This window comes from Streptomyces sp. NPDC091271 (assembly GCF_044757505.1).
Classification (GTDB): Bacteria; Actinomycetota; Actinomycetes; order Streptomycetales; family Streptomycetaceae; genus Streptomyces.
Genome location: NZ_JBIVVD010000005.1, coordinates 235,901 through 259,672 on the forward strand (window position 1 = coordinate 235,901; position 23,772 = coordinate 259,672).

Annotated in this window: 16 protein-coding genes and 1 tRNA gene; 10 read left to right on the plus strand and 7 right to left on the minus strand. The window is 68.1% G+C overall.

Annotation, left to right across the window (positions count from 1 at the left end; translation table 11 throughout):
* Positions 1 to 16 precede the first annotated feature (16 nt).
* On the minus strand, positions 17 to 2,728 hold the full coding sequence (gene polA / locus ACIQM3_RS22235; RefSeq protein ID WP_401626871.1) for a DNA polymerase I: 2,712 nt from the start codon (positions 2,726 to 2,728) through the stop codon (positions 17 to 19).
* A 259-nt stretch (positions 2,729 to 2,987) separates the two neighbouring features.
* Here polA and ACIQM3_RS22240 point away from each other — a divergent pair, with 259 nt between their 5' ends.
* The 7 genes from ACIQM3_RS22240 to ACIQM3_RS22270 all read left to right on the plus strand — a co-directional run bounded on the left by ACIQM3_RS22240 (position 2,988) and on the right by ACIQM3_RS22270 (position 12,149).
* Positions 2,988 to 5,258, plus strand: coding sequence for an FdhF/YdeP family oxidoreductase (locus ACIQM3_RS22240; RefSeq protein ID WP_401626873.1), 2,271 nt, complete (start codon positions 2,988 to 2,990; stop codon positions 5,256 to 5,258).
* 83 nt (positions 5,259 to 5,341) lie between these two features.
* Positions 5,342 to 5,812, plus strand: a complete 471-nt coding sequence (locus tag ACIQM3_RS22245) for a PaaI family thioesterase (protein WP_401626875.1) — start codon at positions 5,342 to 5,344, stop codon at positions 5,810 to 5,812.
* Positions 5,813 to 6,420: 608 nt separating this feature from the next.
* Positions 6,421 to 7,629, plus strand: coding sequence for a branched-chain amino acid ABC transporter substrate-binding protein (locus tag ACIQM3_RS22250; protein ID WP_401627434.1), 1,209 nt, complete (start codon positions 6,421 to 6,423; stop codon positions 7,627 to 7,629).
* A gap of 188 nt (positions 7,630 to 7,817) precedes the next feature.
* The gene (locus tag ACIQM3_RS22255; RefSeq protein WP_362941926.1) at positions 7,818 to 8,747 is read left to right on the plus strand and encodes a branched-chain amino acid ABC transporter permease; all 930 of its coding nucleotides are present in this window, start codon (positions 7,818 to 7,820) and stop codon (positions 8,745 to 8,747) included.
* 5 nt (positions 8,748 to 8,752) lie between these two features.
* Positions 8,753 to 10,543 carry a branched-chain amino acid ABC transporter permease gene (locus tag ACIQM3_RS22260; protein WP_401626877.1) on the plus strand — a complete coding sequence of 597 codons (1,791 nt, stop codon included), beginning with the start codon at positions 8,753 to 8,755 and terminating at the stop codon, positions 10,541 to 10,543.
* Between the two features lie 5 nt (positions 10,544 to 10,548).
* Entirely contained in the window at positions 10,549 to 11,436 is an 888-nt protein-coding gene (locus tag ACIQM3_RS22265) for an ABC transporter ATP-binding protein (RefSeq protein ID WP_401626879.1), read from the plus strand.
* Positions 11,433 to 12,149, plus strand: a complete 717-nt coding sequence (locus ACIQM3_RS22270; RefSeq protein ID WP_401510281.1) for an ABC transporter ATP-binding protein — start codon at positions 11,433 to 11,435, stop codon at positions 12,147 to 12,149. Before ACIQM3_RS22265 ends, ACIQM3_RS22270 begins: the two co-directional genes overlap by 4 nt.
* A gap of 72 nt (positions 12,150 to 12,221) precedes the next feature.
* Here ACIQM3_RS22270 and ACIQM3_RS22275 read toward each other — a convergent pair whose 3' ends face one another.
* Positions 12,222 to 12,878, minus strand: coding sequence for an ANTAR domain-containing response regulator (locus tag ACIQM3_RS22275; RefSeq protein ID WP_104789892.1), 657 nt, complete (start codon positions 12,876 to 12,878; stop codon positions 12,222 to 12,224).
* A 100-nt stretch (positions 12,879 to 12,978) separates the two neighbouring features.
* Between ACIQM3_RS22275 and ACIQM3_RS22280 the strand changes: the two genes are divergently transcribed.
* Positions 12,979 to 13,051, plus strand: a tRNA-Leu gene (locus ACIQM3_RS22280).
* A gap of 111 nt (positions 13,052 to 13,162) precedes the next feature.
* Positions 13,163 to 13,942, plus strand: coding sequence for a helix-turn-helix domain-containing protein (locus ACIQM3_RS22285; RefSeq protein ID WP_401626882.1), 780 nt, complete (start codon positions 13,163 to 13,165; stop codon positions 13,940 to 13,942).
* A 6-nt stretch (positions 13,943 to 13,948) separates the two neighbouring features.
* Here ACIQM3_RS22285 and pyk read toward each other — a convergent pair whose 3' ends face one another.
* Positions 13,949 to 15,385 (minus strand): pyruvate kinase, encoded by a 1,437-nt coding sequence (gene pyk / locus ACIQM3_RS22290; protein WP_401626883.1) that lies wholly within the window; start codon positions 15,383 to 15,385, stop codon positions 13,949 to 13,951.
* A 259-nt stretch (positions 15,386 to 15,644) separates the two neighbouring features.
* Between pyk and ACIQM3_RS22295 the strand changes: the two genes are divergently transcribed.
* Positions 15,645 to 17,456 carry a bifunctional metallophosphatase/5'-nucleotidase gene (locus tag ACIQM3_RS22295; RefSeq protein WP_401626885.1) on the plus strand — a complete coding sequence of 604 codons (1,812 nt, stop codon included), beginning with the start codon at positions 15,645 to 15,647 and terminating at the stop codon, positions 17,454 to 17,456.
* A 58-nt stretch (positions 17,457 to 17,514) separates the two neighbouring features.
* Here the strand turns inward: ACIQM3_RS22295 and ACIQM3_RS22300 are convergent, their stop codons facing one another.
* The 4 genes from ACIQM3_RS22300 to ACIQM3_RS22315 form a co-directional block, all read right to left on the minus strand.
* On the minus strand, positions 17,515 to 18,948 hold the full coding sequence (locus ACIQM3_RS22300) for a lysine N(6)-hydroxylase/L-ornithine N(5)-oxygenase family protein (RefSeq protein ID WP_401626887.1): 1,434 nt from the start codon (positions 18,946 to 18,948) through the stop codon (positions 17,515 to 17,517).
* Positions 18,945 to 20,339 (minus strand): pyridoxal phosphate-dependent decarboxylase family protein, encoded by a 1,395-nt coding sequence (locus tag ACIQM3_RS22305; RefSeq protein ID WP_401626889.1) that lies wholly within the window; start codon positions 20,337 to 20,339, stop codon positions 18,945 to 18,947. Before ACIQM3_RS22305 ends, ACIQM3_RS22300 begins: the two co-directional genes overlap by 4 nt.
* Positions 20,340 to 20,588: 249 nt before the next feature.
* Positions 20,589 to 23,180, minus strand: coding sequence for an aminopeptidase N (gene pepN, locus ACIQM3_RS22310; protein ID WP_401626891.1), 2,592 nt, complete (start codon positions 23,178 to 23,180; stop codon positions 20,589 to 20,591).
* 143 nt (positions 23,181 to 23,323) lie between these two features.
* Positions 23,324 to 23,647 (minus strand): chorismate mutase, encoded by a 324-nt coding sequence (locus ACIQM3_RS22315; protein ID WP_401626893.1) that lies wholly within the window; start codon positions 23,645 to 23,647, stop codon positions 23,324 to 23,326.
* Between the last annotated feature and the right edge of the window lie 125 nt (positions 23,648 to 23,772).

Here is a 23,772-nt window from a genome sequence, read left to right on the forward strand (position 1 = left end):
GCTCCCGGGAAGGAACTCAGTGCGCGGCCGTCTCCCAGTCCTTGCCGACGCCGACCGAGACGTCCAGCGGCGCACGGAGCTCGACCGCCGAGGACATCTCCCGGCGGAGGATCTCCTCGACCTGATCCCGCTCGCCCTTCGCGATCTCCAGGACGATTTCGTCGTGGACCTGGAGCAGCATCCGTGACGTCAGCTCCGCCTCCCGCAGCGCCCGGTCCACGTGCAGCATCGCGACCTTCACGATGTCGGCGGCCGTCCCCTGGATCGGGGCGTTGAGCGCCATCCGCTCGGCGGCCTCGCGCCGCTGGCGGTTGTCACTGTTCAGGTCCGGGAGGTAGCGGCGGCGGCCGAGGATCGTCTCCGTGTACCCGGTGGCCCTGGCCTCCTCCACGACCCGGTGCAGATAGTCGCGCACCCCGCCGAACCGCAGGAAGTAGGTGTCCATCAGCCCGCGCGCCTCGCCGGCCTCGATGTTCAGCTGCTGGGAGAGACCGAACGCGGAGAGCCCGTAGGCCAGCCCGTACGACATCGCCTTGATCTTGCGGCGCATCTCCGCGTCGACGGCCGACTTCTCGACGCCGAACACCTGCGAGGCGACCGTCGTGTGCAGGTCCTCCCCGGAGGTGAACGCCTCGATCAGGCCGGCGTCCTCCGAGAGGTGGGCCATCACACGGAGCTCGATCTGGCTGTAGTCGGCCGTCATCAGCGTCTCGAAGCCCTCGCCCACCACGAAGCCCCGGCGGATCGCCCGCCCCTCGTCCGTACGCACGGGGATGTTCTGCAGGTTCGGGTCGGTGGACGAGAGCCGGCCCGTCGCCGCGACCGTCTGGTTGAACGTGGTGTGGATACGGCCGTCCCCACCGATCGTCTTGATCAGGCCCTCGACCGTGACCCGCAGCTTCGCCTGCTCCCGGTGGCGCAGCATGATGACCGGCAGCTCGTGCTCGGTCTGCGCGGCCAGCCAGGCCAGCGCGTCCGCGTCGGTCGTGTAGCCCGTCTTCGTCTTCTTCGTCTTCGGCAGGGCCAGCTCACCGAAGAGCACTTCCTGGAGCTGCTTGGGCGAGCCGAGGTTGAACTCACGGCCCACCGCGGCGTGCGCCTCCTTCACCGCCTGCTGCACCGCACCGGCGAACTGCTGCTCCATGCCCTCCAGATGCGCCCGGTCGGCGGCGATGCCGTGCCGCTCCAGACGGGCCAGCATGATCGAAGTCGGCAGCTCCATGTCGTGCAGCAGTCCGGTGGCGCCGACCTCCTTCAGACGCGTCGTGAACGCGTCCCCCAGGTCCAGCACCGCGCGGGCCTGCGCCATCAGGGCGTCGGCCTCCGCACGGTCGTCCGCGCCGAAGGCCAGCTGCCCGTCGGACGCGGGGGCCGGGGCCAGCTCACGGCCGAGGTACTCCACGGCCAGGGCGTCCAGGGCGAAGGAACGACGGCCCGGCTTGACGAGGTAGGCGGCGAGCGCGGTGTCCATGGTGATGCCCTCCAGCCGCCAGCCCTGCTCGGGGAAGACCCGCAGGGCGTTCTTGGCGTTGTGCAGGACCTTGGGCCGCTCCGGGTCCGCGAGCCAGGCCGCGAGAGCCTGCTCGTCGGCCTCGTCGAGCTCGGCCGGGTCCAGCCAGGCGGCGGCCCCGTCGGCGGCGGCGAGCGCGATCTCCGCGACCGTGCCCGTCCCCAGCGACCAGGTGTCGACGGTCATCACACCGAGCGGCTGCCCGCCGTGGGCCTCCAGCCACGGAGCGACCTCGCCCGACCCCAGCACCGAGCCGTCCAGCTCGATACCGGCCAGGGGCTCCGGCGGACCGGCCTCCTCCGCACCCGGGTCGACGGCGAGCAGCCGCTCGCGCAGGCTCGGGTTACGGATCTCCAGGATGTCCAGCACACCCGTGACCGCCGTGCGGTCGTACGGAGCGCGCTCGAGCTCTGCCGGGGCCTTCGGCAGCTCCACGTCACGGACCATCTCGGTCAGCACACGGTTCATCTTCACCGCGTCCAGGTGGTCCCGGAAATTCTGGCCGGCCTTGCCCTTGACCTCGTCGGCCCGCTCGATCAGCTCCGCGAACGAACCGAACTGGTTGATCCACTTCGCCGCCGTCTTCTCACCCACACCGGGGATACCCGGAAGGTTGTCCGACGGGTCGCCCCGCAGCGCCGCGAAGTCCGGATACTGCGCGGGCGTGAGCCCGTACTTCTCCTGGACCTTCTCCGGGGTGAAGCGCGTCAGCTCCGAGACGCCCTTCGTCGGGTAGAGCACCGTCACGTTCTCCGTGATCAGCTGGAACGAGTCCCGGTCGCCCGTGACGATCAGCACCTCGTAACCCGCCGCCTCGGCCTGCGTGGCCAGCGTCGCGATGACGTCGTCGGCCTCGAAACCGTCCACCGCGAACCGGTCCGCGTGCATCGCGTCCAGAAGCTCGCCGATCAGCTCGACCTGCCCCTTGAACTCGTCAGGGGTCTTCGAACGATTCGCCTTGTACTCGGGGAACTCCTGCGCACGCCACGTCTTGCGGGACACGTCGAACGCCACCGCGAAATGAGTGGGCGCCTCGTCGCGCAGCGTGTTCGCCAGCATCGACATGAAGCCGTACACGGCATTCGTCGGCTGCCCCGTCGCCGTCGTGAAATTCTCCGCGGGCAGGGCGAAGAACGCCCTGTACGCCAGGGAGTGCCCGTCCATCAGGAGCAGGCGCGGTCGGTTGTCTGCCGTCTTCTTCGATGCCGTCTCAGCCACGCCCCCGATCCTGCCACGGACCACCGACAATCCGGACCGGCCGCCGCCACCGCCCCGGCCCGGGACACCCCTACCACACCCTCCGGAGCGGCCTCCCCGCCCCCGCGCTTCCCGCGGAGGGACCCGGAACGCGTGCGTGACAGGATCGAAGGGCTGTCAAGGCGCAAGAAGAAGACACAGGACGCCACGGGCCCCGCCGGACGCGACACACGCGCCCGCACGGCACCCGGAGGCGGCCGAAGGCTCGAAGGGGAGCACCATGGCCACCAAGCCCCCGACCGGTGACCCGGTCCAGGACGCCCCGCGGATCGACGCGGTCCAGCACGCCGCCGCCGGACTGCCCGCCGTCGCCCACACCCTGCGCGTCGCCCAGCAGCAGATGGGCGTCCGGCGCACCGCGCAGACCCTCCTCAAGGTCAACCAGAAGGACGGCTTCGACTGCCCCGGCTGCGCCTGGCCCGAGGGCGACAAGCGCCACACCGCCGAATTCTGCGAGAACGGCGCCAAGGCCGTCGCAGAGGAAGCGACCCTGCGCCGCGTCACCCCCGACTTCTTCGCCGCCCACCCCGTCGCCGACCTCGGCACCCGCAGCGGCTACTGGCTCGGCCAGCAGGGACGCATCACGCAACCTGTGTATCTGCCCGAGGGCGCCGACCGGTACGAGGCCGTGACCTGGGAACGCGCCTTCGAGATCATCGCCGAGGAGCTGACCGCGCTCGCCTCCCCCGACGAGGCCCTCTTCTACACCTCCGGACGCACCAGCAACGAGGCGGCCTTCCTCCTCCAGCTCTTCGCCCGCGAGTTCGGCACCAACAACCTGCCCGACTGCTCCAACATGTGCCACGAGTCGTCCGGCTCCGCCCTCACCGAGACCATCGGGATCGGGAAGGGGAGCGTCAGCCTGGAGGACCTCCACCAAGCCGACCTGATCATCGTCGCCGGACAGAACCCCGGCACGAACCACCCCCGGATGCTCTCCGCCCTCGAACAGGCCAAGAACGCCGGGGCGAAGATCATCTCCGTGAACCCGCTGCCCGAAGCCGGCCTCGAACGGTTCAAGAACCCCCAGACCGCCCACGGCATGCTCAAGGGCGCCGCCCTCACCGACCTCTTCCTCCAGATCCGCATCGGCGGCGACCAGGCACTCTTCCGCCTCCTCAACAAAATGATCATCGAGGCCGACGGCGCCGTCGACACCGCCTTCATCGCCGAACACACCCACGGCTACGAGGAATTCGCCCAGACCGCCCGCGCGGCCGACTGGGACGACACCCTCACCGCCACCGGCCTCGACCGCGACGCCATCGAACAGGCACTCGCCATGATCCTCGCGTCGGAACGCACCATCGTGTGCTGGGCCATGGGCCTCACCCAGCACAAGCACTCCGTGCCGACCATCCGCGAAGTCGTCAACCTCCTCCTCCTGCGCGGCAACATCGGCAGGCCGGGCGCCGGCGTCTGCCCCGTACGCGGCCACTCCAACGTCCAGGGCGACCGCACCATGGGCATCTTCGAACGGCCCTCCACCGCCTTCCTCGACGCCCTCGACCAGGAATTCGGCATCACCTCACCCCGGCACCACGGCTACGACGTCGTACGGTCCATCCAGGCACTCCGCGACGGCGACGCCAAGGTCTTCTTCGCCATGGGCGGCAACTTCGTCGGCGCCACCCCCGACACCGCCGTCACCGAAGCCGCCATGCGCCGCGCCCGGCTCACCGTCCACGTCTCGACCAAACTCAACCGCTCCCACGCCGTCACCGGCACCCGCGCCCTGATCCTTCCCACCCTCGGCCGCACCGACAAGGACGTCCAGGCCGGCCGGAAGCAGTTCGTCACCGTCGAGGACTCCATGGGCAAGGTCCACTCCTCACGCGGCAACCTCACCCCCGCGAGCCCCCACCTGCTCTCCGAACCCGCGATCGTCGCCCGCCTCGCCCGCGCCGTCCTCGGCCCCGCCTCCACCACCCCCTGGGAGGACTTCGAGAAGGACTACGGCACGATCCGCGACCGCATCTCCCGCGTCGTCCCCGGCTTCGAGGACTTCAACACCCGCGTCGCGCACCCCGACGGCTTCACACTCCCCCACGCCCCCCGCGACGAACGCCGCTTCCCCACCACCACCGGCAAGGCCAACTTCACCGCCGCCCCCGTCGAATACCCCGCACTCCCCGAAGGCAGGCTGCTGCTCCAGACCCTGCGCTCCCACGACCAGTACAACACCACGATCTACGGCCTCGACGACCGCTACCGCGGCATCAAGGGCGGCCGCCGCATCGTCATGGTCAACCCCGACGACGCCCACGCCCTCGGCCTCACCGACGGCGCCTACACCGACCTCATCAGCGAATGGAAGGACGGCGTCGAACGCCGCGCCCCCGGCTTCCGCGTCGTCCACTACCCCACCGCCCGCGGCTGCGCCGCCGCGTACTACCCGGAGACCAACGTGCTCGTCCCCCTAGACGCCACCGCGGACACCAGCAACACCCCCGCCAGCAAATCGGTCGTCGTCCGGTTCGAAACGGCCTGAGCGCCCCTAAGCGCACGCTCAGCCGTCTGATAAGAACAGTGCACACAGCAACGAACGACCGCACACGATCGGAGCCGGACCCCATGGGCGAGCACACCGCACCCACGTTCCCCCAGGAGATCATCGACGAGTACGCGGCACTCGGCGTCGACCTCCCCGCACTCTTCTCCGCCGGACACCTCGGCGAGCGCATGGGCGTCACGATCGTCGAGGCCTCCGCCGACCGCGTCGTGGGCACCATGCCCGTCGAGGGCAACACCCAGCCCTACGGACTCCTCCACGGCGGCGCCTCCGCCGTCCTCGCCGAGACCCTCGGCTCCATCGGCTCCATGCTCCACGGCGGCGCCTCCAAGCTCGCCGTCGGCGTCGACCTGAACTGCACCCACCACCGCGGCGCCCGCAACGGCCTCGTCACGGGCGTCGCCACTCCCGTGCACCGCGGCCGCTCCACCGCCACGTACGAGATCGTCATCACCGACGAGCACGACAAGCGGGTCTGCACCGCCCGCCTCACCTGCCTGCTCCGCGACGCACCCGGCACCGCCGCCGGCTGACCCTCACTCCTCAACACCCCCTGCCCGGCCGGAAAGCACACCGCTATCCGGACCGGGCAGACCCATATCCGAAGCCCGAGCGGGAAGTTGACGGACACGGAGGGTCAACACCCTTGACCGTCACTCCCGTTCCATGAGCCACTTCAACAGCAACACCACTCTCACGACGCATCACACATATCCCACACATGTAACACTGCGTAACATGTGTGCAATACACGAAAAACGTCGCCCGACCCACCCCACGCCCCCGGCCGGCATCCCCGCATGCCCCTTGCGCCCCGATTCGCGCGACAGCACCAAGATCACCCCAAGCCCCTTAGCAGAGCTGCGGGTTCTCACCATGCGGTCACTTCACCGCCCGGGCAAAAGCCGTACACCTCCACACTGCGGCCAACAAGCCTTCCCCACGGCATAACAAGACAGTCACATCATCACCGGACCCATCCCGCACCCCCTCACCTGCCCTTAGAGTCACGGCCAGTCACCGCGCCGCCGGGCGCGTCTGCTGCACGGCCCTGTATCGACCAGTACGGCCCGGCGATCGTCACGGCACCTCAGCAGAGGAGGCCGCGCCAGGGAAAGGACCTTTCGTGCGACACCGTTCTTTGCTCATACTCACCACAGTGCTCACCACAGGCGCACTGACTCTCACCGCCTGCGGATCGCGCGACGACGACTCCAAGAGCAGCGGCGGCGGCGACACCCAGACCGTCGTCATCGGTGTCGACGCACCCCTGACCGGCGACCTCTCCGCCCTCGGTCTCGGCATCAAGAACTCCGCCGACCTCGCCGTGAAGACCGCCAACGCGGACAAGACCGTCCCCGGCATCAAATTCGAACTCCAGGCGCTCGACGACCAGGCCCAGCCCTCCGTCGGCCAGCAGAACGCCCAGAAGTTCATCGGCAACAAGGACCTCCTCGGCGTCGTCGGCCCCCTGAACTCCGGCGTCTCCCAGTCGATGCAGAAGCCGCTCAACGACGCCAACCTCACCCAGGTCTCCCCCGCCAACACCGGCACCGAGCTGACCCAGGGCAACAACTGGAAGACCGGCGACAAGAAGCGCCCCTTCAAGACCTACTTCCGCACCGCCACCACGGACGCGATCCAGGGCGCCTTCGCCGCGAACTACCTCTTCAAGAACGCCAAGGTCAAGGACGTCTACCTCATCGACGACCAGAAGCCCTACGGCGCAGGCCTCGCCGCCTCCTTCAAGACGACCTTCACCGAGCTCGGCGGCAAGATCGTCGGAACCGACCACATCAACCCCGACGACCGCGACTTCAACTCCGTCGTCACCAAGGTCAAGCGCTCCGGCGCCAAGGCCGTCTACTACGGCGGTGAGTACCCCGCCGGCGCCCCCCTGAGCCAGCAGCTCAAGGACAGCGTCCAGATCCCCCTCATGGGCGGCGACGGCATGTACAGCGCCGACTTCATCAGCCTCAACAAGAAGGCCGAAGGCGACATCGCCACCTCCGTCGGCAAGCCCGTCGAGGAACTCGACTCCGCCAAGAAGTTCATCGCCGACTACAAGACGGCCGGATACAAGGACGCCTACGAGGCCTACGGCGGCGGCACCTACGACGCCACCTGGTCCATCATCGAGGCCGTCAAGGCCGTCGCCGCCGACAACGACGGCAAGCTCCCCGAGGACGCCCGCATCCAGGTCCTCGAAGCCATGAGCCAGGTCAAGTTCGACGGTGTCACCGGCCCCGTCTCCTTCGACGAGTACGGCGACACCACCAACACCATGATGACCGCATACCAGGTCACCAGCGGCAAGTGGGCCTCCAAGCTCAGCGAGGCCGTCAAGTAGGTCTTTCGTTTGGGTCAGGCTGGATCAGGGTGCGGTGCCAGGGCACGCGAGCCCAGCCTGACCCAAACGAGAGGCCCTAGGTCCACCACGGACCCCACGGCCACAGCGCACTCACACAAGACCGCGCGGGAGCGCTACGAGCACTCCCGCGCGGTGCCATATCCGAACCACTCCACGGAGGCCCTGCGGTGCACGAACTGCCGCAACAGCTGGCCAATGGACTCATCCTCGGCGCGATGTACGGTCTCATCGCGATCGGATACACGATGGTCTACGGAATCATCCAGCTCATCAACTTCGCACACGGCGAGATCTTCATGATCGGGGGCTTCGGAGCCCTCACGGTCTACCTCGGGCTTCCGTCCGGACTCTCCCTGCTCGCTGCGATACCCCTCATGATCGCCGGCGGAGTCATCTGCTCCGTCGCCGTCAGCGTCGCCGCCGAACGCTTCGCCTACCGGCCACTGCGCACGGCGCCACGCCTCGCCCCCCTCATCACCGCCATCGGCCTCTCCCTCGCACTCCAGCAGGCCGTATGGATGTGGTACCCCGACGCCACCAAGGACCGCTCCTTCCCCCAGTTCAAGGGTGAGGCGATCGACATCTTCGGCGCCCACATCCAGCGCGGCGACCTCTTCGTCCTCATCGCCGCACCCATCTGCATGCTCGCCCTCGGCCTCTTCGTCTCCAAGACACGCGCCGGCCGCGGCATGCAGGCCACCTCCCAGGACCCCGACACCGCCAAGCTCATGGGCATCAACACCGACCGCATCATCGTCATGGCCTTCGCCATCGGTGCCGCGTTCGCCGCCGTCGCCGCCGTCGCCTACGGGCTCAAGAACGGCCAGATCGGCTTCCGCATGGGCTTCATCATGGGCCTCAAGGCCTTCACCGCAGCCGTCCTCGGCGGCATCGGCAACATCTACGGCGCCATGCTCGGCGGAGTCGTCCTCGGCGTCGCCGAAGCCCTCGCCACCGGCTACATGAGCGACGTACCCGGCATGGAACTCTTCGGAGGCGGCGCCTGGAAGGACGTATGGGCCTTCGTGCTCCTCATCCTCGTCCTCCTCATACGCCCGCAAGGCCTGCTGGGCGAACGCGTCGCGGACAGGGCGTGATACCGATGACCACCAACAACGCCCTGATCCCCCTGCCCACCGCGGCAGCACGCGCCGCCACCACCACCGGCGCCGCACTCGCCCTCATCGGCACCTTCCTCGCCTGGACCTACACCGACACCTTCCCCGGCGACCTCACCGTCACCGGATACCCCGGCGGACTCCAGGTCCTCACCCTCATCAGCGCAGCACTCACCCTCCTCTTCGCCCTCTCCGGATACGGCGTCAAGGGCCTGCGCTGGCTCACCCCCGGCGGCACCAACAGCCCCACCAGGCTCCTCGCCCTCGGCACCCTCCTCACCACCGCCTACACCGTCATCGCCGTCATCGTCACCAAGGACGACAACGGCAACCTCCTCGGACTGATCGAGCTCGAACCCGGAGCCTGGGTCAGCCTCGCCGGCGCGATCATCGCCACCATCGCCGCCCTCGGCCTCCCCAACGACAAGCCTTTCGACGACCCCACACCCAGCGCACTCAACCGCTTCCTCCACAGCCTCCGCGCACCGGCACCCGCCCGCACCAAGGCACTCCCCGCCTGGGCCGAAATCCTCATCATCGCCGCCGCCTTCGGCGTCGCCCTCGAGGTCTTCACCTACGGCATCGACACCGAATACGCCGAACTCTTCATCGGCTACGTCATCGCCGTCGCCTTCGGATTCACCGCACTCACCCGGGCCGGACTCATCGCCCGCGTCACCGCGCTGACCTCCAAGCACCGCAACGTCACCCTGTGCGCCGCACTCGTCGCAGCCTTCTGCTTCCCCTTCACCCAGCAGAACGAGGAATACGCCCTCATCGGCGCCAACATCCTCATCTTCGCGACCGTCGCACTCGGCCTCAACGTCGTCGTCGGCCTCGCCGGCCTCCTCGACCTCGGCTACGTCGCCTTCCTCGGCGTCGGCGCCTACGCCGCAGCACTCGTCTCCGGCAGCCCCCTCTCCCCCGTCGGCGTCCAGTTCCCCTTCTGGGCCGCCGTCCTCACCGGAGCCGCGGTCTCACTCGTCTTCGGCGTCGTCATCGGCGCCCCGACACTCCGCCTCCGCGGCGACTACCTCGCCATCGTCACCCTCGGATTCGGTGAGATCTTCCGCCTCACCGTCAACGCCCTCAACGGCGTCAGCGGCCCCGACCTCACCAACGGCTCCCAGGGCATCCCCAGCATCCCCGACCTCAACCTCTTCGGCTTCGACTTCGGACTCAGCCACGACCTCGGCGGCATCACCCTCGGCAGGTCCGCCAACTACTACCTGCTGATGCTCCTCTTCACCGCCGTCGTCGTCCTCGTCTTCCGACGCTCCGGAGAATCCCGCATCGGCCGAGCCTGGGTCGCCATCCGCGAGGACGAAACAGCGGCCACCGCCATGGGCATCAACGCCTTCCGGCTCAAACTGCTCGCCTTCGCCCTCGGCGCCACCCTCGCCGGCCTCGCCGGAACCGTGCAGGCACACGTCTCCTACACGGTCACCCCCGAGCAGTACCAGTTCGCCGGATCCGTACCCCCGAACTCCGTGTTCCTCCTCGCCGCCGTCGTCCTCGGCGGCATGGGAACCCTCAGCGGACCCCTCGTCGGCGCCGCACTGCTCTACCTCATCCCGGCCAAACTGCAGTTCATGCAGGACTACCAGCTCTTCCTCTTCGGACTCGCACTCATCCTCCTGATGCGCTTCCGCCCCGAAGGGCTCGTCGCCGACCGCAGGAAGCAGCTCGAATTCCACGAGACCGGCCAACTCGACGTACCACCGGACACACCACTCACCGACACAGCCGCCGGCACCACGAAGGCGGGGGCGTGACCACCATGACCAAGACAGACGCACCCACCGGCACCACCGTCCTCGACGCCAGCGGCGTCACCATGCGCTTCGGCGGCCTCACCGCCGTACGAGGCGTCGACCTCACCGTCAACGCCGGCGAGATCGTCGGACTCATCGGACCCAACGGCGCCGGCAAGACCACCTTCTTCAACTGCCTCACCGGCCTCTACGTCCCCACCGAAGGCAAGGTCAGCTACAAGGGCACCGTCCTGCCGCCCAAGCCCCACCTCGTCACCCAGGCAGGCATCGCCCGCACCTTCCAGAACATCCGCCTCTTCGCCAACATGACCGTCCTGGAAAACGTCCTCGTCGGACGCCACACCAGGACCGAAGAAGGCCTCTGGTCCGCCCTCCTGCGCCTCCCCGGCTACAAGAAGGCGGAGAACGCCAGCCGCGAACGCTGCATGGAACTCCTCGAGTTCATCGGCCTCGCCGACAAGGCCGACCACCTCGCGCGCAACCTCCCCTACGGAGACCAGCGCAAGCTGGAAATCGCCCGCGCCCTCGCCAGCGACCCCGGCCTCCTCCTCCTGGACGAGCCCACCGCCGGCATGAACCCCCAGGAAACCCGCGTCACCGAAGAACTCATCTTCGCCATCCGGGACCAGGGCATCGCCGTACTCGTCATCGAGCACGACATGCGGTTCATCTTCAACCTCTGCGACCGCGTCGCCGTCCTCGTCCAGGGCGAAAAACTCGTCGAGGGCACCGCCCCCGTCGTCCAGGGCGACGAACGCGTCGTCGCCGCCTACCTCGGCACCCCCTTCGAAGGCGCCCCCGGCGCCGAGGAAGCCGCCGAGGTCGCAGCCGCCGAAGCCACGGCAGCCGGCACAGCCAAGCCCACCACCACCGAGGAGGAGGACCCCCGATGACCGCACTGCTCGAGGTCGAAGACCTCCGCGTCGCCTACGGCAAGATCGAAGCCGTCAAGGGGATCTCCTTCAGCGTCGAAGCCGGCCAGGTCGTCACCCTCATCGGCACCAACGGCGCGGGCAAGACCACCACCCTGCGCACCCTCTCCGGACTGCTCAAGCCCGCCGGCGGCCGCATCCTCTTCGAGGGCAAGCCACTGACAGGCATCCCGGCACACAAGATCGTCTCCCTGGGCATCGCCCACTCCCCCGAGGGACGCCACATCTTCCCCCGGCTGACGATCGCCGAGAACCTCCTCCTCGGCGCCTACCTCCGCAACGACAAGGCAGGCATCGAGAAGGACATCCAGCGCGCCTACGACCTCTTCCCCATCCTCGGGGAACGACGAAAGCAGGCCGCCGGAACGCTCTCCGGAGGCGAGCAGCAGATGCTCGCCATGGGACGCGCACTCATGTCCCAGCCCAAGCTGCTCATGCTCGACGAGCCCTCCATGGGCCTCTCCCCGATCATGATGCAGAAGATCATGGAGACCATCGTCGAGCTCAAGGCGTCGGGCACCACGATCCTGCTCGTCGAGCAGAACGCCCAGGCCGCGCTCTCCCTCGCGGACCACGGCCACGTCATGGAGGTCGGCAAGGTCGTCCTCTCCGGCACCGGCGCCGACCTCCTCCACGACGAGTCGGTCCGCAAGGCCTACCTCGGCGAGGACTGAGCACCCCGGCACACGGGAAGGGCCCGCCTCCGGATGATCCGGAGGCGGGCCCTTCCCGTACGTGCGTACCGGCTACTCCGCAGCCTTCTTCTTCTCCTCGGCGTCCTCGATCAGCGCCTCCGCCAGCTGCTGCATCGACATCCGGCGGTCCATCGACGTCTTCTGGATCCAGCGGAACGCCGCCGGCTCGGAGAGCCCGTAATCCGTCTGCAGAATGCTCTTCGCCCGGTCCACCAGCTTCCGGGTCTCCAGCCGCTGCGAGAGATCCGCGATCTCGCTCTCCAGCGCCTTCAGCTCCGCGAACCGGGACACGGCCATCTCGATGGCCGGGACCACGTCGCTCTTGCTGAACGGCTTCACCAGATACGCCATCGCACCGGCGTCCCGGGCCCGCTCGACCAGATCCCGCTGCGAGAACGCCGTCAGCATCAGGACCGGGGCGATGGACTCCTCGGTGATCTTCTCGGCCGCCGAGATCCCGTCGAGTACCGGCATCTTCACATCGAGGATCACGAGGTCCGGGCGGTGCTCCCGGGCCAGCTCGACGGCCTGCTGCCCGTCCCCGGCCTCGCCGACGACCGAGTAGCCCTCTTCCTCCAGCATCTCTTTGAGGTCGAGGCGGATCAGCGCCTCGTCCTCGGCGATGACGACGCGGGTCGTCAGCGGCGGGACGTGCGACTTGTCGTCGTCGACGGCGTCTACGGGCTGGGGCGACTCGGGGGTGGTCACGGGGCTCCTTGGTCAAGACAGGGGTGCAGCTCCCAAGAGCCTACCTAGTTACGGTATGTTTGAGGCACGGAGGGTCTTCCGCGTCCTTCGTTTCGAAGGAGCCCCGGTAGCCCAGTGGCAGAGGCGATGGATTCAAAACCCATTCAGCGTCGGTTCGAATCCGACTCGGGGCACTTCTCCTTCATTTCCAAGGTTGGATCGCTCATTGGCGATCTTCATCCTTGCCGGTGAAGGCTCCTTCGAACCTGCCAGATTTCTGCGAAGGTCGCACAAGACTTCGCCTCATGGGACAGCACAATCCATCGATACGCGACGAAGCTCTCGCGCTCCTGCGGAGCGGGATCACCAATCGAGCAGCTTCCGAGCTTCTCAACGTTCCGCGCGGAACAATCGGCTGGTGGCTGTACGAGGACCGCAAAAGCCGCGGAGTCCAGTACACCCAGCCCACCGACTGTCCGGTCTGCAGCGACCGCGATTTCGATCGCGTCGCCTATGCATATCTGCTAGGGCTGTACCTGGGCGACGGCCACATCATCTCCAAGCCAAAGCAGCACCACCTGTCGATCTTCTGCGGGGACGACTGGCCCGGGCTGATCGACGAGGCTGAATCAGTGATGCGCAGGGTGATGCCCATGCCACGCACCGGGCGGCGACACAAGCGCGGATGTGTCGAGGTCAAGTCCTTCACCAAACACTGGACATGTCTCTTCCCGCAGCACGGCCCGGGCAAGAAGCATGAGCGTCCGATCATCCTCGAAGCCTGGCAGCAGGAGATCGTGGACACTCATGCATGGGAATTCATCCGGGGACTCATCCACTCCGACGGCTGCCGAACCATGAATTGGACCACGCGCACGGTGGGCGGAAACCGAAAGCGGTACGAGTACCCCCGGTATTGGTTCACCAATGTCTCCGACGACATCCGCCGGCTCTACACCGACACCTTGGACAAGCTCGGCGTCGAGTGGACGCACTGCACCCGTGCAGGCAAGGAGTACAACATCTCCGTAGCCCGACGGGCGTCCGTCGCCCTCATGGACGCTCACGTCGGGCCGAAGTACTGACGACCGTTACTGCTCCGGGCTGTCGTCCTCGCCGATGTGGTGCACCCGTACCAGGTTCGTCGAGCCCGCCACCCCGGGCGGTGAGCCGGCCGTGATGACCACGATGTCGCCCTTCTGGCAGCGCCCGATCCGCAGCAACTCCTCGTCCACCTGCGCCACCATCGCGTCCGTCGACTCCACGTGCGGCCCGAGGAACGTCTCGACGCCCCACGTCAGGTTCAGCTGCGCGCGGGTGGCCTGGTCCGGGGTGAAGGCGAGGAGCGGGATCGGGGAGCGGTAGCGGGAGAGGCGCTTGACGGTGTCGCCGCTCTGGGTGAAGGCCACCAGGAACTTGGCCCCGAGGAAGTCGCCCATCTCGGCTGCCGCGCGGGCGACCGCGCCGCCCTGGGTGCGGGGCTTGTTCCGATCGGTGAGGGGCGGGAGGCCCTTGGCGAGGATGTCCTCCTCGGCCGCTTCGACGATGCGCGCCATGGTGCGGACGGTCTCGACGGGGTACTTGCCGACGCTGGTCTCGCCGGAGAGCATCACGGCGTCCGTGCCGTCGATGACGGCGTTGGCGACGTCGGAGGCTTCGGCGCGGGTGGGGCGGGAGTTGTCGATCATCGAGTCGAGCATCTGGGTGGCGACGATGACCGGCTTGGCGTTGCGCTTGGCGAGTTTGATGGCGCGCTTCTGGACGATCGGGACCTGTTCCAGGGGCATTTCGACGCCGAGGTCGCCGCGGGCGACCATGATGCCGTCGAAGGCGGCGACGATGTCGTCGATGTTGTCGACGGCCTGGGGCTTCTCGACCTTGGCGATGACGGGGAGGCGGCGGTCCTCCTCGTCCATGATGCGGTGGACGTCGTCGATGTCGCGTCCGCTGCGCACGAAGGAGAGGGCGATGACGTCGGCGCCGGTGCGGAGGGCCCAGCGGAGGTCTTCGATGTCCTTTTCGCTGAGCGCGGGGACGGAGACGGCGACGCCGGGCAGGTTGAGTCCCTTGTGGTCGGAGACCATGCCACCTTCGATGACGGTGGTGTGGACGCGGGGTCCGTCGACTTCGGTGACTTCGAGGGTGACGCGGCCGTCGTCGATGAGGATGCGTTCGCCGGCGGTGACGTCGGAGGCGAGGCCGTCGTAGGTGGTGCCGCAGGTGGTGCGGTCGCCTTCCATGGGTTCGACGGTGATGGTGAAGTCGTCGCCGCGTTCAAGGAGTACGGGGCCTTCGGCGAAGCGGCCGAGGCGGATCTTCGGGCCTTGAAGGTCGGCGAGGATTCCTACGCTGCGGCCGGTTTCTTCGGAGGCTTTGCGTACGCGGTGGTAGCGCTCTTCGTGTTCGGCGTAGGTGCCGTGGCTGAGGTTGAGGCGGGCGATGTCCATTCCCGCTTCGACGAGTGCCTTGATCTGCTCGTATGTGTCGGTTGCGGGGCCCAGGGTACAAACGATTTTTGCTCGGCGCATGGTTCGAGCCTAGACCTTACCTGCGGGTAGGTAATTGTCTCTGCATGACTGTCCAACAGCCTTTCGGTGAAGGGTTATTGACAAGTGTTGAATTGTGCGGCGGGCCGCTCCGATGAGCGTCCGGGGGTGTGTGCCGACGGGGTGGCGGGCGTGGGGGTGGAGCCGCTGGTCACCAGATCGAAACCTGTTGGGGGTGTTGCGGAGCGTGGTGCCTGGGCCAGAATCTACGCGCGTTGTTCGCTCGAACGAGGAGTCAAGGATGCCGTTGAACCGTAGGACGTTTCTGGGCCGTTCGGCTGTCGCCGGTGCGGGTGTGGCACTGGCGGGAGGGGTCGGCGCGGGTCCTGCTGCGGCCTCCGAGTCGAAGGGGCACGGTCACGGCCGTCCGCCGAGGCGGTACTCGTTCACGGTGATGGGGACGACGGACCTGCATGGGAACGTCTTCAACTGGGACTACTTCACGGACAAGGAGTTCGACGACTCGGCGCACAACGATGTCGGGCTGGCGAAGATCTCGACGCTGGTGGACCGGATCCGTGAGGACCGGGGCCGTGGGAACACCCTGTTGATCGATGCGGGTGACACGATCCAGGGCACGCAGTTGTCGTATTACTACGCGAAGATCGATCCGATCACGGCGAAGCGTGGTCCGGTGCATCCGATGGCGCAGGCGATGAACAAGATCGGTTATGACGCGGCGGCGCTCGGGAATCATGAGTTCAACTACGGCATTCCGGTGTTGCGGAAGTTCGAGCAGCAGTGTGATTTTCCGCTGCTGGGTGCGAATGCGCTGGATGCGAAGACGTTGCGGCCGGCGTTCGCTCCGTATGTGATCAAGCGGGTGCGTACGCCGCATGGCCGTGATGTGCGGGTGGCGGTGCTGGGGTTGACGAATCCTGGTATCGCGATCTGGGACAAGGCGAATGTGGGCGGGAAGATGGTGTTCCCGGGTCTTGAGGAGCAGGCGGCGAAGTGGGTGCCGAAGCTTCGTTCGATGGGTGCGGATGTGGTGATCGTTTCGGCGCATTCGGGTTCGTCGGGTACGTCGTCGTACGGGGATCAGTTGCCGTATGTGGAGAATGCGGCGGGTCTGGTGGCGGAGCAGGTGCCGGGGATCGATGCGATTCTGGTGGGTCACGCGCACTCGGAGGTTCCTGAGTATTTCGTGACGAACAAGGAGACGGGGAAGAAGGTTGTTCTCTCGGAGCCGTTGAAGTGGGGGCAGCGGTTGACGCTGTTCGACTTCGACCTGGTGTGGGAGAAGGGCCGCTGGGTGGTCGAGAAGGTCGGCGCTTCGGTGCTGAACTCGAACACCGTGCCGGAGGACCCGCGGATCACGTCGTTGCTCGGGGACGAGCACACGAAGGTCGTGGCGTATGTGAACCAGGTGATCGGTACGTCGGTGGCGGCGATGTCGACGGCGGAGGCGCCGTGGAAGGACGAGCCGGTCATCGATCTGATCAATCTGGTGCAGGCGGAGACGGTGAAGGAGGCGCTGGCGGGTGGTGAGTATGCGGCGTTGCCGGTGCTGTCGCAGGCGGCGTGCTTCTCGCGTACGGCGTCGATCCCTGCGGGTGAGGTGACGATCAAGGATGCTGCGGGGCTGTATCCGTTCGAGAACACGCTGGAGGCGCGGCTTCTGACGGGTGCGCAGCTGAAGGATTATCTGGAGTACTCGGTGAGGTACTACGTGCAGACGGCTGCGGGGACGCCGGTGGATACGTCGAAGTTGACGAATGCGGAGAATATTCCGGATTACAACTATGACGTGGTGTCGGGCGTGACGTATGACGTCGATATCGCGAAGCCGGTGGGTTCGCGGATCGTGGGGTTGTCGTTCGAGGGGGCGCCGGTGGATCCGGCGGCGCAGTTCGTGTTCGCGGTGAACAATTATCGGGCCAGTGGTGGCGGTAACTTCCCGCATGTGCCGGGTGCGAAGCAGTTGTGGGCGAATTCGGATGAGATCCGGAACACGATCATCGGGTGGGTTCGGGCGAAGGGTTCGGTGGATCCGGCGGAGTTCGCGTCGGTGGACTGGCGTCTGACGCGGGATGGTGTGCCGGTGTTCTAACTGGTGGTGGCGTGTGGGGCGGCCGTTCTCCTTGGGGAGGGCGGCCGCTTTCGTGTGGTCAGTGGTCCTGGGTTAGGGGGGTGAGTGTGGTGCTTTGTCCGGGGACGGCGGGGGTGGGGTGGGGGGTGAGGCCGAAGGTGGTGAAGGCGGTGCGTTGTGGGAGGGGGTAGGGGGTGGTGGCGGTGAGGTTGTTGAGGATGGTGGCGCTGCGCCAGGCGGCGAGTCCGAGGTCGGGGGCGCCGACTCCGTGGGTGTGGCGTTCGGCGTTCTGTACGTAGATGTTGCCTGTGATGGTGGGGTCGAGGTCGAGGCGGAAGTCGGTGTGGATGCGGGGGCGTCCTTGGGTGTCGCGGTTGATGTGGGGGGCGATGCCGGTGAGGAGGGTGTCGAGGGGGCGTTCGCGGTAGCCGGTGGCGAGGACGACGGCGTCGGTGGTGAGGCGGCTTCGGGTGGTTTGTTGGGTGTGTTCGAGGTGGAGTTCGATGCGGTTGCCGCTGCCGGAGAGGCGGCCTGCGGTGCGGACGCTGACGCCGGGGGTGAGGGTGGCGTCGGGCCAGCCGCCGTGGAGGGTGCGGCGGTAGAGCTCGTCGTGGATGGCGGCGATGGTGTCGGTGTCGATGCCTTTGTGGAGTTGCCATTGCTGGGGGACGAGGGTGTCGCGTACGTGTTCGGGGAGTGCGTGGAAGTAGTGGGTGTAGTCGGGGGTGAAGTGTTCGAGGCCGAGTTTTGAGTACTCCATGGGTGCGAAGGCCTGGGTGCGGGCGAGCCAGTGGATCTTTTCGATGCCGCGGGGGCGGGCGCGGAGGAGGTCGAGGAAGATTTCGGCGCCTGACTGGCCTGAGCCGATGACGGTGATGTGGTCGGCGCGGAGGAGGTCTTCGCGGTGGTGGAGGTAGTCGGCGGAGTGGATGACGGGGGTGCCGGGGGCTTCTGCGAGGGGGCGGAGGGGTTCGGGGATGAAGGGGGCGGTGCCGACGCCGAGGGCGATGTGGCGGGTGTGGGTGTGGCCGAGTGCTTGGGCTTCGCCGTCGGGGTCGAGTTGGGTGTAGTCGACTTCGAAGTGGGAGTGGTCGGTGTTCCAGCGGATGGCGTCGACCTGGTGGTTGAAGTGGATGGTGGGGAGTTGTTCGCTGACCCAGCGGCAGTAGGCGTCGTATTCGGCGCGGTGGATGTGGAATTGCTCGGCGAAGTAGAAGGGGTAGAGGCGGTCGCGGGTGCGGAGGTAGTTGAGGAAGGTCCAGGGGCTGGTGGGGTCGGCGAGGGTGGTGAGGTCGGCGAGGAAGGGGACTTGGAGGGTAGCGCCGTCGATGAGGAGGCCGGGGTGCCAGTGGAAGGCGGGGCGTTGTTCGTAGAAGGCGGTGGTGAGGGGGGTGTGGCCGGGGGTGGTGGGGATGCCGTCGGCGAGGGCGGCGAGGGAGAGGTTGAAGGGGCCGAGGCCGATGCCGAGGAGGTCGTGGGTCCGGGCGCCGGCGGGGGTGGTCCGGTCGGTCATCGGGGGGTGCTGCCTTCCGTGGTGGCGTGGGCGTGGGTGATGAGGGTGAGGAGCTGTTGGAGGTCGTCGGGGGTGGTGTGGGGGTTGAGGAGGGTGGCTTTGAGCCAGAGGCGGTCGTCGGCGCGGGCGCGGCCGAGTACGGCGTGGCCTTGGTCGAGGAGGGTGCGGCGGATGGTGGCGACGGTGGTGTCGTCGGTGTGGGTGGGGCGGAAGAGGACGGTGCTGATGGTGGGGCGGTCGTAGAGCTCGAGTGCTGGGTCCTGGTCGATGAGGTCGGCGAGGTGGTGGGCGGTGGCGATGGTGCGGTCGATGAGGTCGGCGAGTCCGTCGCGGCCGAGTGCTTGGAGGGTGACGGCGATTTTGAGGGCGTCGGGTCGGCGGGTGGTGCGGAGGGAGCGGCCGAGGAGGTCGGGGAGGCCTGCTTCGGTGTCGTCGTCGGCGTTGAGGTAGGGGGCGTGGTGGTGGAGGGGGTTGAGGTCGTGGTGGTGGGGGACGGCGAGGATGCCGGCTGATGCGGGTTGCCAGCCGAGTTTGTGCAGGTCGAGGGTGACGCTGTGGGCGCGGTGGAGGCTGCGGAGGGTGTGGCGGTGGGTGGGGCTGAAGAGGAGGGGGCCGCCGTAGGCGGCGTCGATGTGTAGGTCGGCGCCGTGGGTGGTGGTGAGGTCGGCGATGTCGGTGAGGGGGTCGATCTGGCCGCTGTCGGTGGTGCCTGCGGTGGCGGTGACGAGGAGGGGGCCGTCGTTGCGGATGAGGGCGTCGCGGAGTGCGTTGGGGTCCATGACGCCGGTGGGGGCGGGGATGACGACGGGTTGTGGGAGGCCGAGGAGCCAGGCGGCGCGGGTGATGCTGTGGTGGGCGTTGGCGGCGCAGATGGTCTGTACGGGGCCGTGGCGTTCGCGGGCGAGGAGGAGGGCGAGTTGGTTGGCTTCGGTGCCGCCGGTGGTGATGAGTGCGTCGGGGTGGGGGCGGTGGGGGTAGATCTCGGCGGCGAGGGCGGTGGTGAGGACGGCTTCGAGGGCGGAGGCGGCGGGGGCCTGGTCCCAGGAGTCCATGGAGGGGTTGAGGGCTGATGCGGCGAGGTCGGCTGCTGCGGCGAGTGCGAGGGGCGGGGTGTGGAGGTGGGCGGCGCAGTGGGGGTGTGCGGGGTCGGCGGCGCCTTCTGTGAGTGCGGTGACGAGGGTGCGGAGGGCGTGGTGGGCGCCGGTGCCGTGGTCGGGGATGAGGGGGCCGGTGGTGTGGTGGAGTTTCGCGGTGACGGTGTCGGGGCCGCCGGCGGGGAGGGGGCCGTTGCGGCGGGTGGCGCCGTCGTGGAGTGCGGTGAGGACGGTGTCGATGAGGGGCCGCAGGTGGGCGGGGCCTGCGGTGCCTCCGGCGAGGGGCGGGGTGGGCATGGGTGGTGTGGTCCTTCGGGTGCGCGGGGGCGGTCGTGCCAGCTTGTCCGGATTGCGGAGGAGGCGGCCGAAGAGCCCAACGATCTCAACCCGAAAGGGGTACTGCGGTCCGGTGCGGGGGTGTTGGGGTCGCCCGGCCTGGTATAGGCGTTCGTTGTTCGCATGACTGTGCCCGGCTCCTGCGGTGAGGGGCCGGGCACGGTGGTGGCGGGTGGTGCGCGTGGGGTGTGGGGCCCCTGGGGGCGTGGGTCAAAGGGCGTTGCGTACGGCGAGGGCGCGGCGGACGTCGTCGAGCTGGTCGGTGAGTTTGCGGCGGAGGGCGGGGGTGAGTGCGGGGTTGGTGAGGGCCTGGTCGCCGAGGTGGATGCTGTCGGGGTCGATGGCGTGGGCGGGGAAGGCGTGGCGTCCGGCGGCTTCGGCGATGGCGGGGCCGCGGCGTGCGGCGAGTGCGATGGCGTCGGGGTAGTAGCGGGCGATGTAGGGGTGGGTGAGTTCGCTCTGTTCGGGTTGCCAGAAGCCTTGGGCGGTGGCGGTGAAGAGGTAGTTCGACAGGTTGTCGTCGGTGAACATGGTGTGCCAGGCGGCTGCTTTGGCTTCGGGGGTGGGGAGGGCGGCGCGGCAGCGGGCGGCGCCTTCCTGTCCGGTGGCGCTGGGGTCCTTGGCGAGTTCGTGTTCGATGGCGGTCTCGTCGGTGGCGCCGAGGATGGCGAGGCGGGTGAGGATGCGCCAGCGGAGTTCGGGGTCGAGTTCGGGTCCGCCCGGGACGGTGCCTTCGCGGAGCCAGTCCTGGATGGTGTCGGGCTGGGTGGCGGCGTCGATGAACTGGCGTACGGCGGTGAGGCGGAGGCCGGGGTCGGGGCTCCCGGGTGTGGTGGTGCCGGGGCTCCGGTCCCAGTCCTTGGCGGTGAGGCCTTCGGTGCGGCGGAGGAGGTCGCGGCAGAGGGAGGTGAGGGTGGCGAGGGCGGTGGGCCGGTCCTCGGGTGTGAGGTAGCGGTCGGCGATGTGGGTGGCGGCGAAGCCGAGGACGCCGTGGACGAGGGCGAGGTCGGTTTCGTAGGGGAGGTGGGTGCGGGCGGCGGTGAGGTGGACGGAGGGGTGGAGTGCGCCGTCGCGGACCATGTCGCGGGCGGTGTTCCAGATGACGGCGCGGGTGAGGGGGTCGGGGATGCCGGAGAGGTGGGTGAGGGCGGTGTTCCAGGAGTCGGGGTCGAGGCGGATCTTGGCGTAGGTGAGGTCGTGGTCGTTGAGGACGACGAGGTCGGGGCGGTGGCCGGGCTGGGTGGTGGGGGTGCCGTCCTGGGGGATGTCGAGTTCGAAGCGGTTGCGCAGGGTGAGCTGGTCGGTGCCGGTCTGGGTGTCGAGGCTGTGGTCGTAGGTGCCGACGGTGATGCGGTGGGGGCGGGTGCCGGCGCGGTCGACGGTGAGGTTCCAGCTGTTGCCGGTGGTTTCGGTGTGGGCGGTGAGGGTGTCGATGCCGGTGGTGCGGAGCCAGGTGGCGGCCCAGGCGTGGACGTCGCGGTCGGTGGCGGTGGCGAGGTTGTCGATGAAGTCGGCGAGGGTGGCGTTGGCGAATTTATGGCGGGCGAAGTGGGTGTTGATTCCGGCGAGGAAGTCCTTTTCGCCGAGCCAGGCGACGAGTTGGCGGAGTGCGGAGGCGCCCTTGGCGTAGGAGATGCCGTCGAAGTTGAGGAGGGCGGATTCGGTGTCGGGGACGGCGTCGGGGTCGGGGGCGACGGGGTGGGTGGTGGGGCGCTGGTCGGCGTCGTAGCCCCAGCCCTTTCGGGAGACGCCGAATTCGACCCAGGTGTCGGGGTATGGGGTCTCCCCTGCTCGAACGGAGTTGAGAGCTCGGGGAAGGGTGGCTTCGGTGAGGGTCTGGTAGCCCATGTATTCAGCGAAGGACTCGTTGAGCCAGATGTCGTCCCACCAGGTGAGGGTGACGAGGTCGCCGAACCACATGTGGGCCATTTCGTGGGCGATGACCATGGCGCGGGTCTGGCGTTCGGTGTCGGTGACGGCGGAGCGGTAGATGAATTCGTCGCGGAAGGTGACGAGTCCGGGGTTCTCCATGGCGCCGGCGTTGAATTCGGGGACGAAGGCCTGGTCGTAGGAGTCGAAGGGGTAGGGCTCGTCGAATTTCTCGTGGTAGCGGTCGTAGCAGGCGCGGGTGATGTCGAGGATCTCGTCGGCGTCGGCGTCGAGGTGGGGGGCGAGGGAGCGGCGGCAGTGGATGCCGAAGGGGAGGCCGGCGTGGTGGGTGGTGACCGAGTGCCAGGGGCCTGCGGCGACGGCGACGAGGTAGGTGGAGATGGGTGGGGTGGGGGCGATGGTCCAGCGGCCTTCGGTGGCCTGGGTGGTGGTGCCGTTGCCGAGGATGGTCCAGCCGGTGGGTGCGGTGACGGTGAGGTCGAACACGGATTTGAGGTCGGGCTGGTCGAAGGCGGCGAAGACGCGTTGGACGTCTTCCATGAAGAGCTGGGTGTAGACGTAGGTCTCGCCGTCGGCGGGGTCGGTGAAGCGGTGCATGCCTTCGCCGGTGCGGGAGTAGCGCATGGTGGCGTCGACGGTGAGTTCGTGGGGGCCTGCGGTGAGGCCGTCCAGGGGGTAGCGGTTCTGGTCGAGGCGCTCGGGGTCCAGGGGCTGTCCGTCGAGGCTGAGTGAGCGCAGGGTTTCCGGCTTGATCTCGACGAAGGTGTCTCCGGCCGTGTGGGCGGTGAACCGGATGGCGGTGCGGGAGCCGAAGGTCTCCTCGCCCATGGTGAGGTCGAGGTCGACCGTGTACCGGTGTACGTCGAGGAGCTGGGCGCGGGTCTGCGCTTCGTTGCGCGTCAGTACGGACATGGCGCCCATGCTGCCGTACGGGTCCGGGGCTGTGCAGCGGGGTTCTCGCAGGGCTGACGGCGCGTGGCGGGGGCTCTGCGGCGCGCTGCCGCGCGGCCCCGCGCCGGCCCTGGGGCGGCGCGGGGCCGGGGGCGATGGCGGGGTCAGGTGGTGGGGCCCGCGGTTTCCTCGGCGATGCGCTCGTGGTGGCGGATGACCTCGGCGACGATGAAGTTCAGCAGCTTCTCGGCGAAGGCCGGGTCGAGCTTGGCGCTCTCGGCGAGCTGCCGCAGCCGGGCGATCTGGCGGGCCTCGCGGGCGGGGTCGGCGGGCGGCAGGTGGTGTTCGGCCTTGAGGTGGCCCACCTGCTGGGTGGCCTTGAAGCGCTCGGCGAGCATGTGGACGACCGCGGCGTCGATGTTGTCGATGCTCTCGCGCAGGCGGTTCAGTTCGGTGGTGACGTACTCGTCGATGTCGCTCGTGGTCATGGTCAGCGAGCTTAGACGCACCGGTCGTGGGGTGGTCGACGGTGGGTGGCCGGCGGCTTCGTGGTAACCGGGCCCGGGGGCTCCCGTTGCGGCGGGAGCCCCCGGGGCCGGTGCGTAGGTGGGTG

Excerpts from the sequence above, each read along its gene's own strand:
- ACIQM3_RS22240 (WP_401626873.1), top strand. The coding sequence starts at position 2,988 with ATGGCCACCAAGCCCCCGACCGGTGACCCGGTCCAGGACGCCCCGCGG.
- ACIQM3_RS22245 (WP_401626875.1), top strand. The coding sequence starts at position 5,342 with ATGGGCGAGCACACCGCACCCACGTTCCCCCAGGAGATCATCGACGAG.
- ACIQM3_RS22260 (WP_401626877.1), top strand. The coding sequence starts at position 8,753 with ATGACCACCAACAACGCCCTGATCCCCCTGCCCACCGCGGCAGCACGC.
- ACIQM3_RS22265 (WP_401626879.1), top strand. The coding sequence starts at position 10,549 with ATGACCAAGACAGACGCACCCACCGGCACCACCGTCCTCGACGCCAGC.
- ACIQM3_RS22270 (WP_401510281.1), top strand. The coding sequence starts at position 11,433 with ATGACCGCACTGCTCGAGGTCGAAGACCTCCGCGTCGCCTACGGCAAG.
- ACIQM3_RS22285 (WP_401626882.1), top strand. The coding sequence starts at position 13,163 with ATGGGACAGCACAATCCATCGATACGCGACGAAGCTCTCGCGCTCCTG.
- pyk (WP_401626883.1), bottom strand. The coding sequence starts at position 15,385 with ATGCGCCGAGCAAAAATCGTTTGTACCCTGGGCCCCGCAACCGACACA.
- ACIQM3_RS22295 (WP_401626885.1), top strand. The coding sequence starts at position 15,645 with ATGCCGTTGAACCGTAGGACGTTTCTGGGCCGTTCGGCTGTCGCCGGT.
- ACIQM3_RS22300 (WP_401626887.1), bottom strand. The coding sequence starts at position 18,948 with ATGACCGACCGGACCACCCCCGCCGGCGCCCGGACCCACGACCTCCTC.
- ACIQM3_RS22305 (WP_401626889.1), bottom strand. The coding sequence starts at position 20,339 with ATGCCCACCCCGCCCCTCGCCGGAGGCACCGCAGGCCCCGCCCACCTG.
- pepN (WP_401626891.1), bottom strand. The coding sequence starts at position 23,180 with ATGTCCGTACTGACGCGCAACGAAGCGCAGACCCGCGCCCAGCTCCTC.
- ACIQM3_RS22315 (WP_401626893.1), bottom strand. The coding sequence starts at position 23,647 with ATGACCACGAGCGACATCGACGAGTACGTCACCACCGAACTGAACCGC.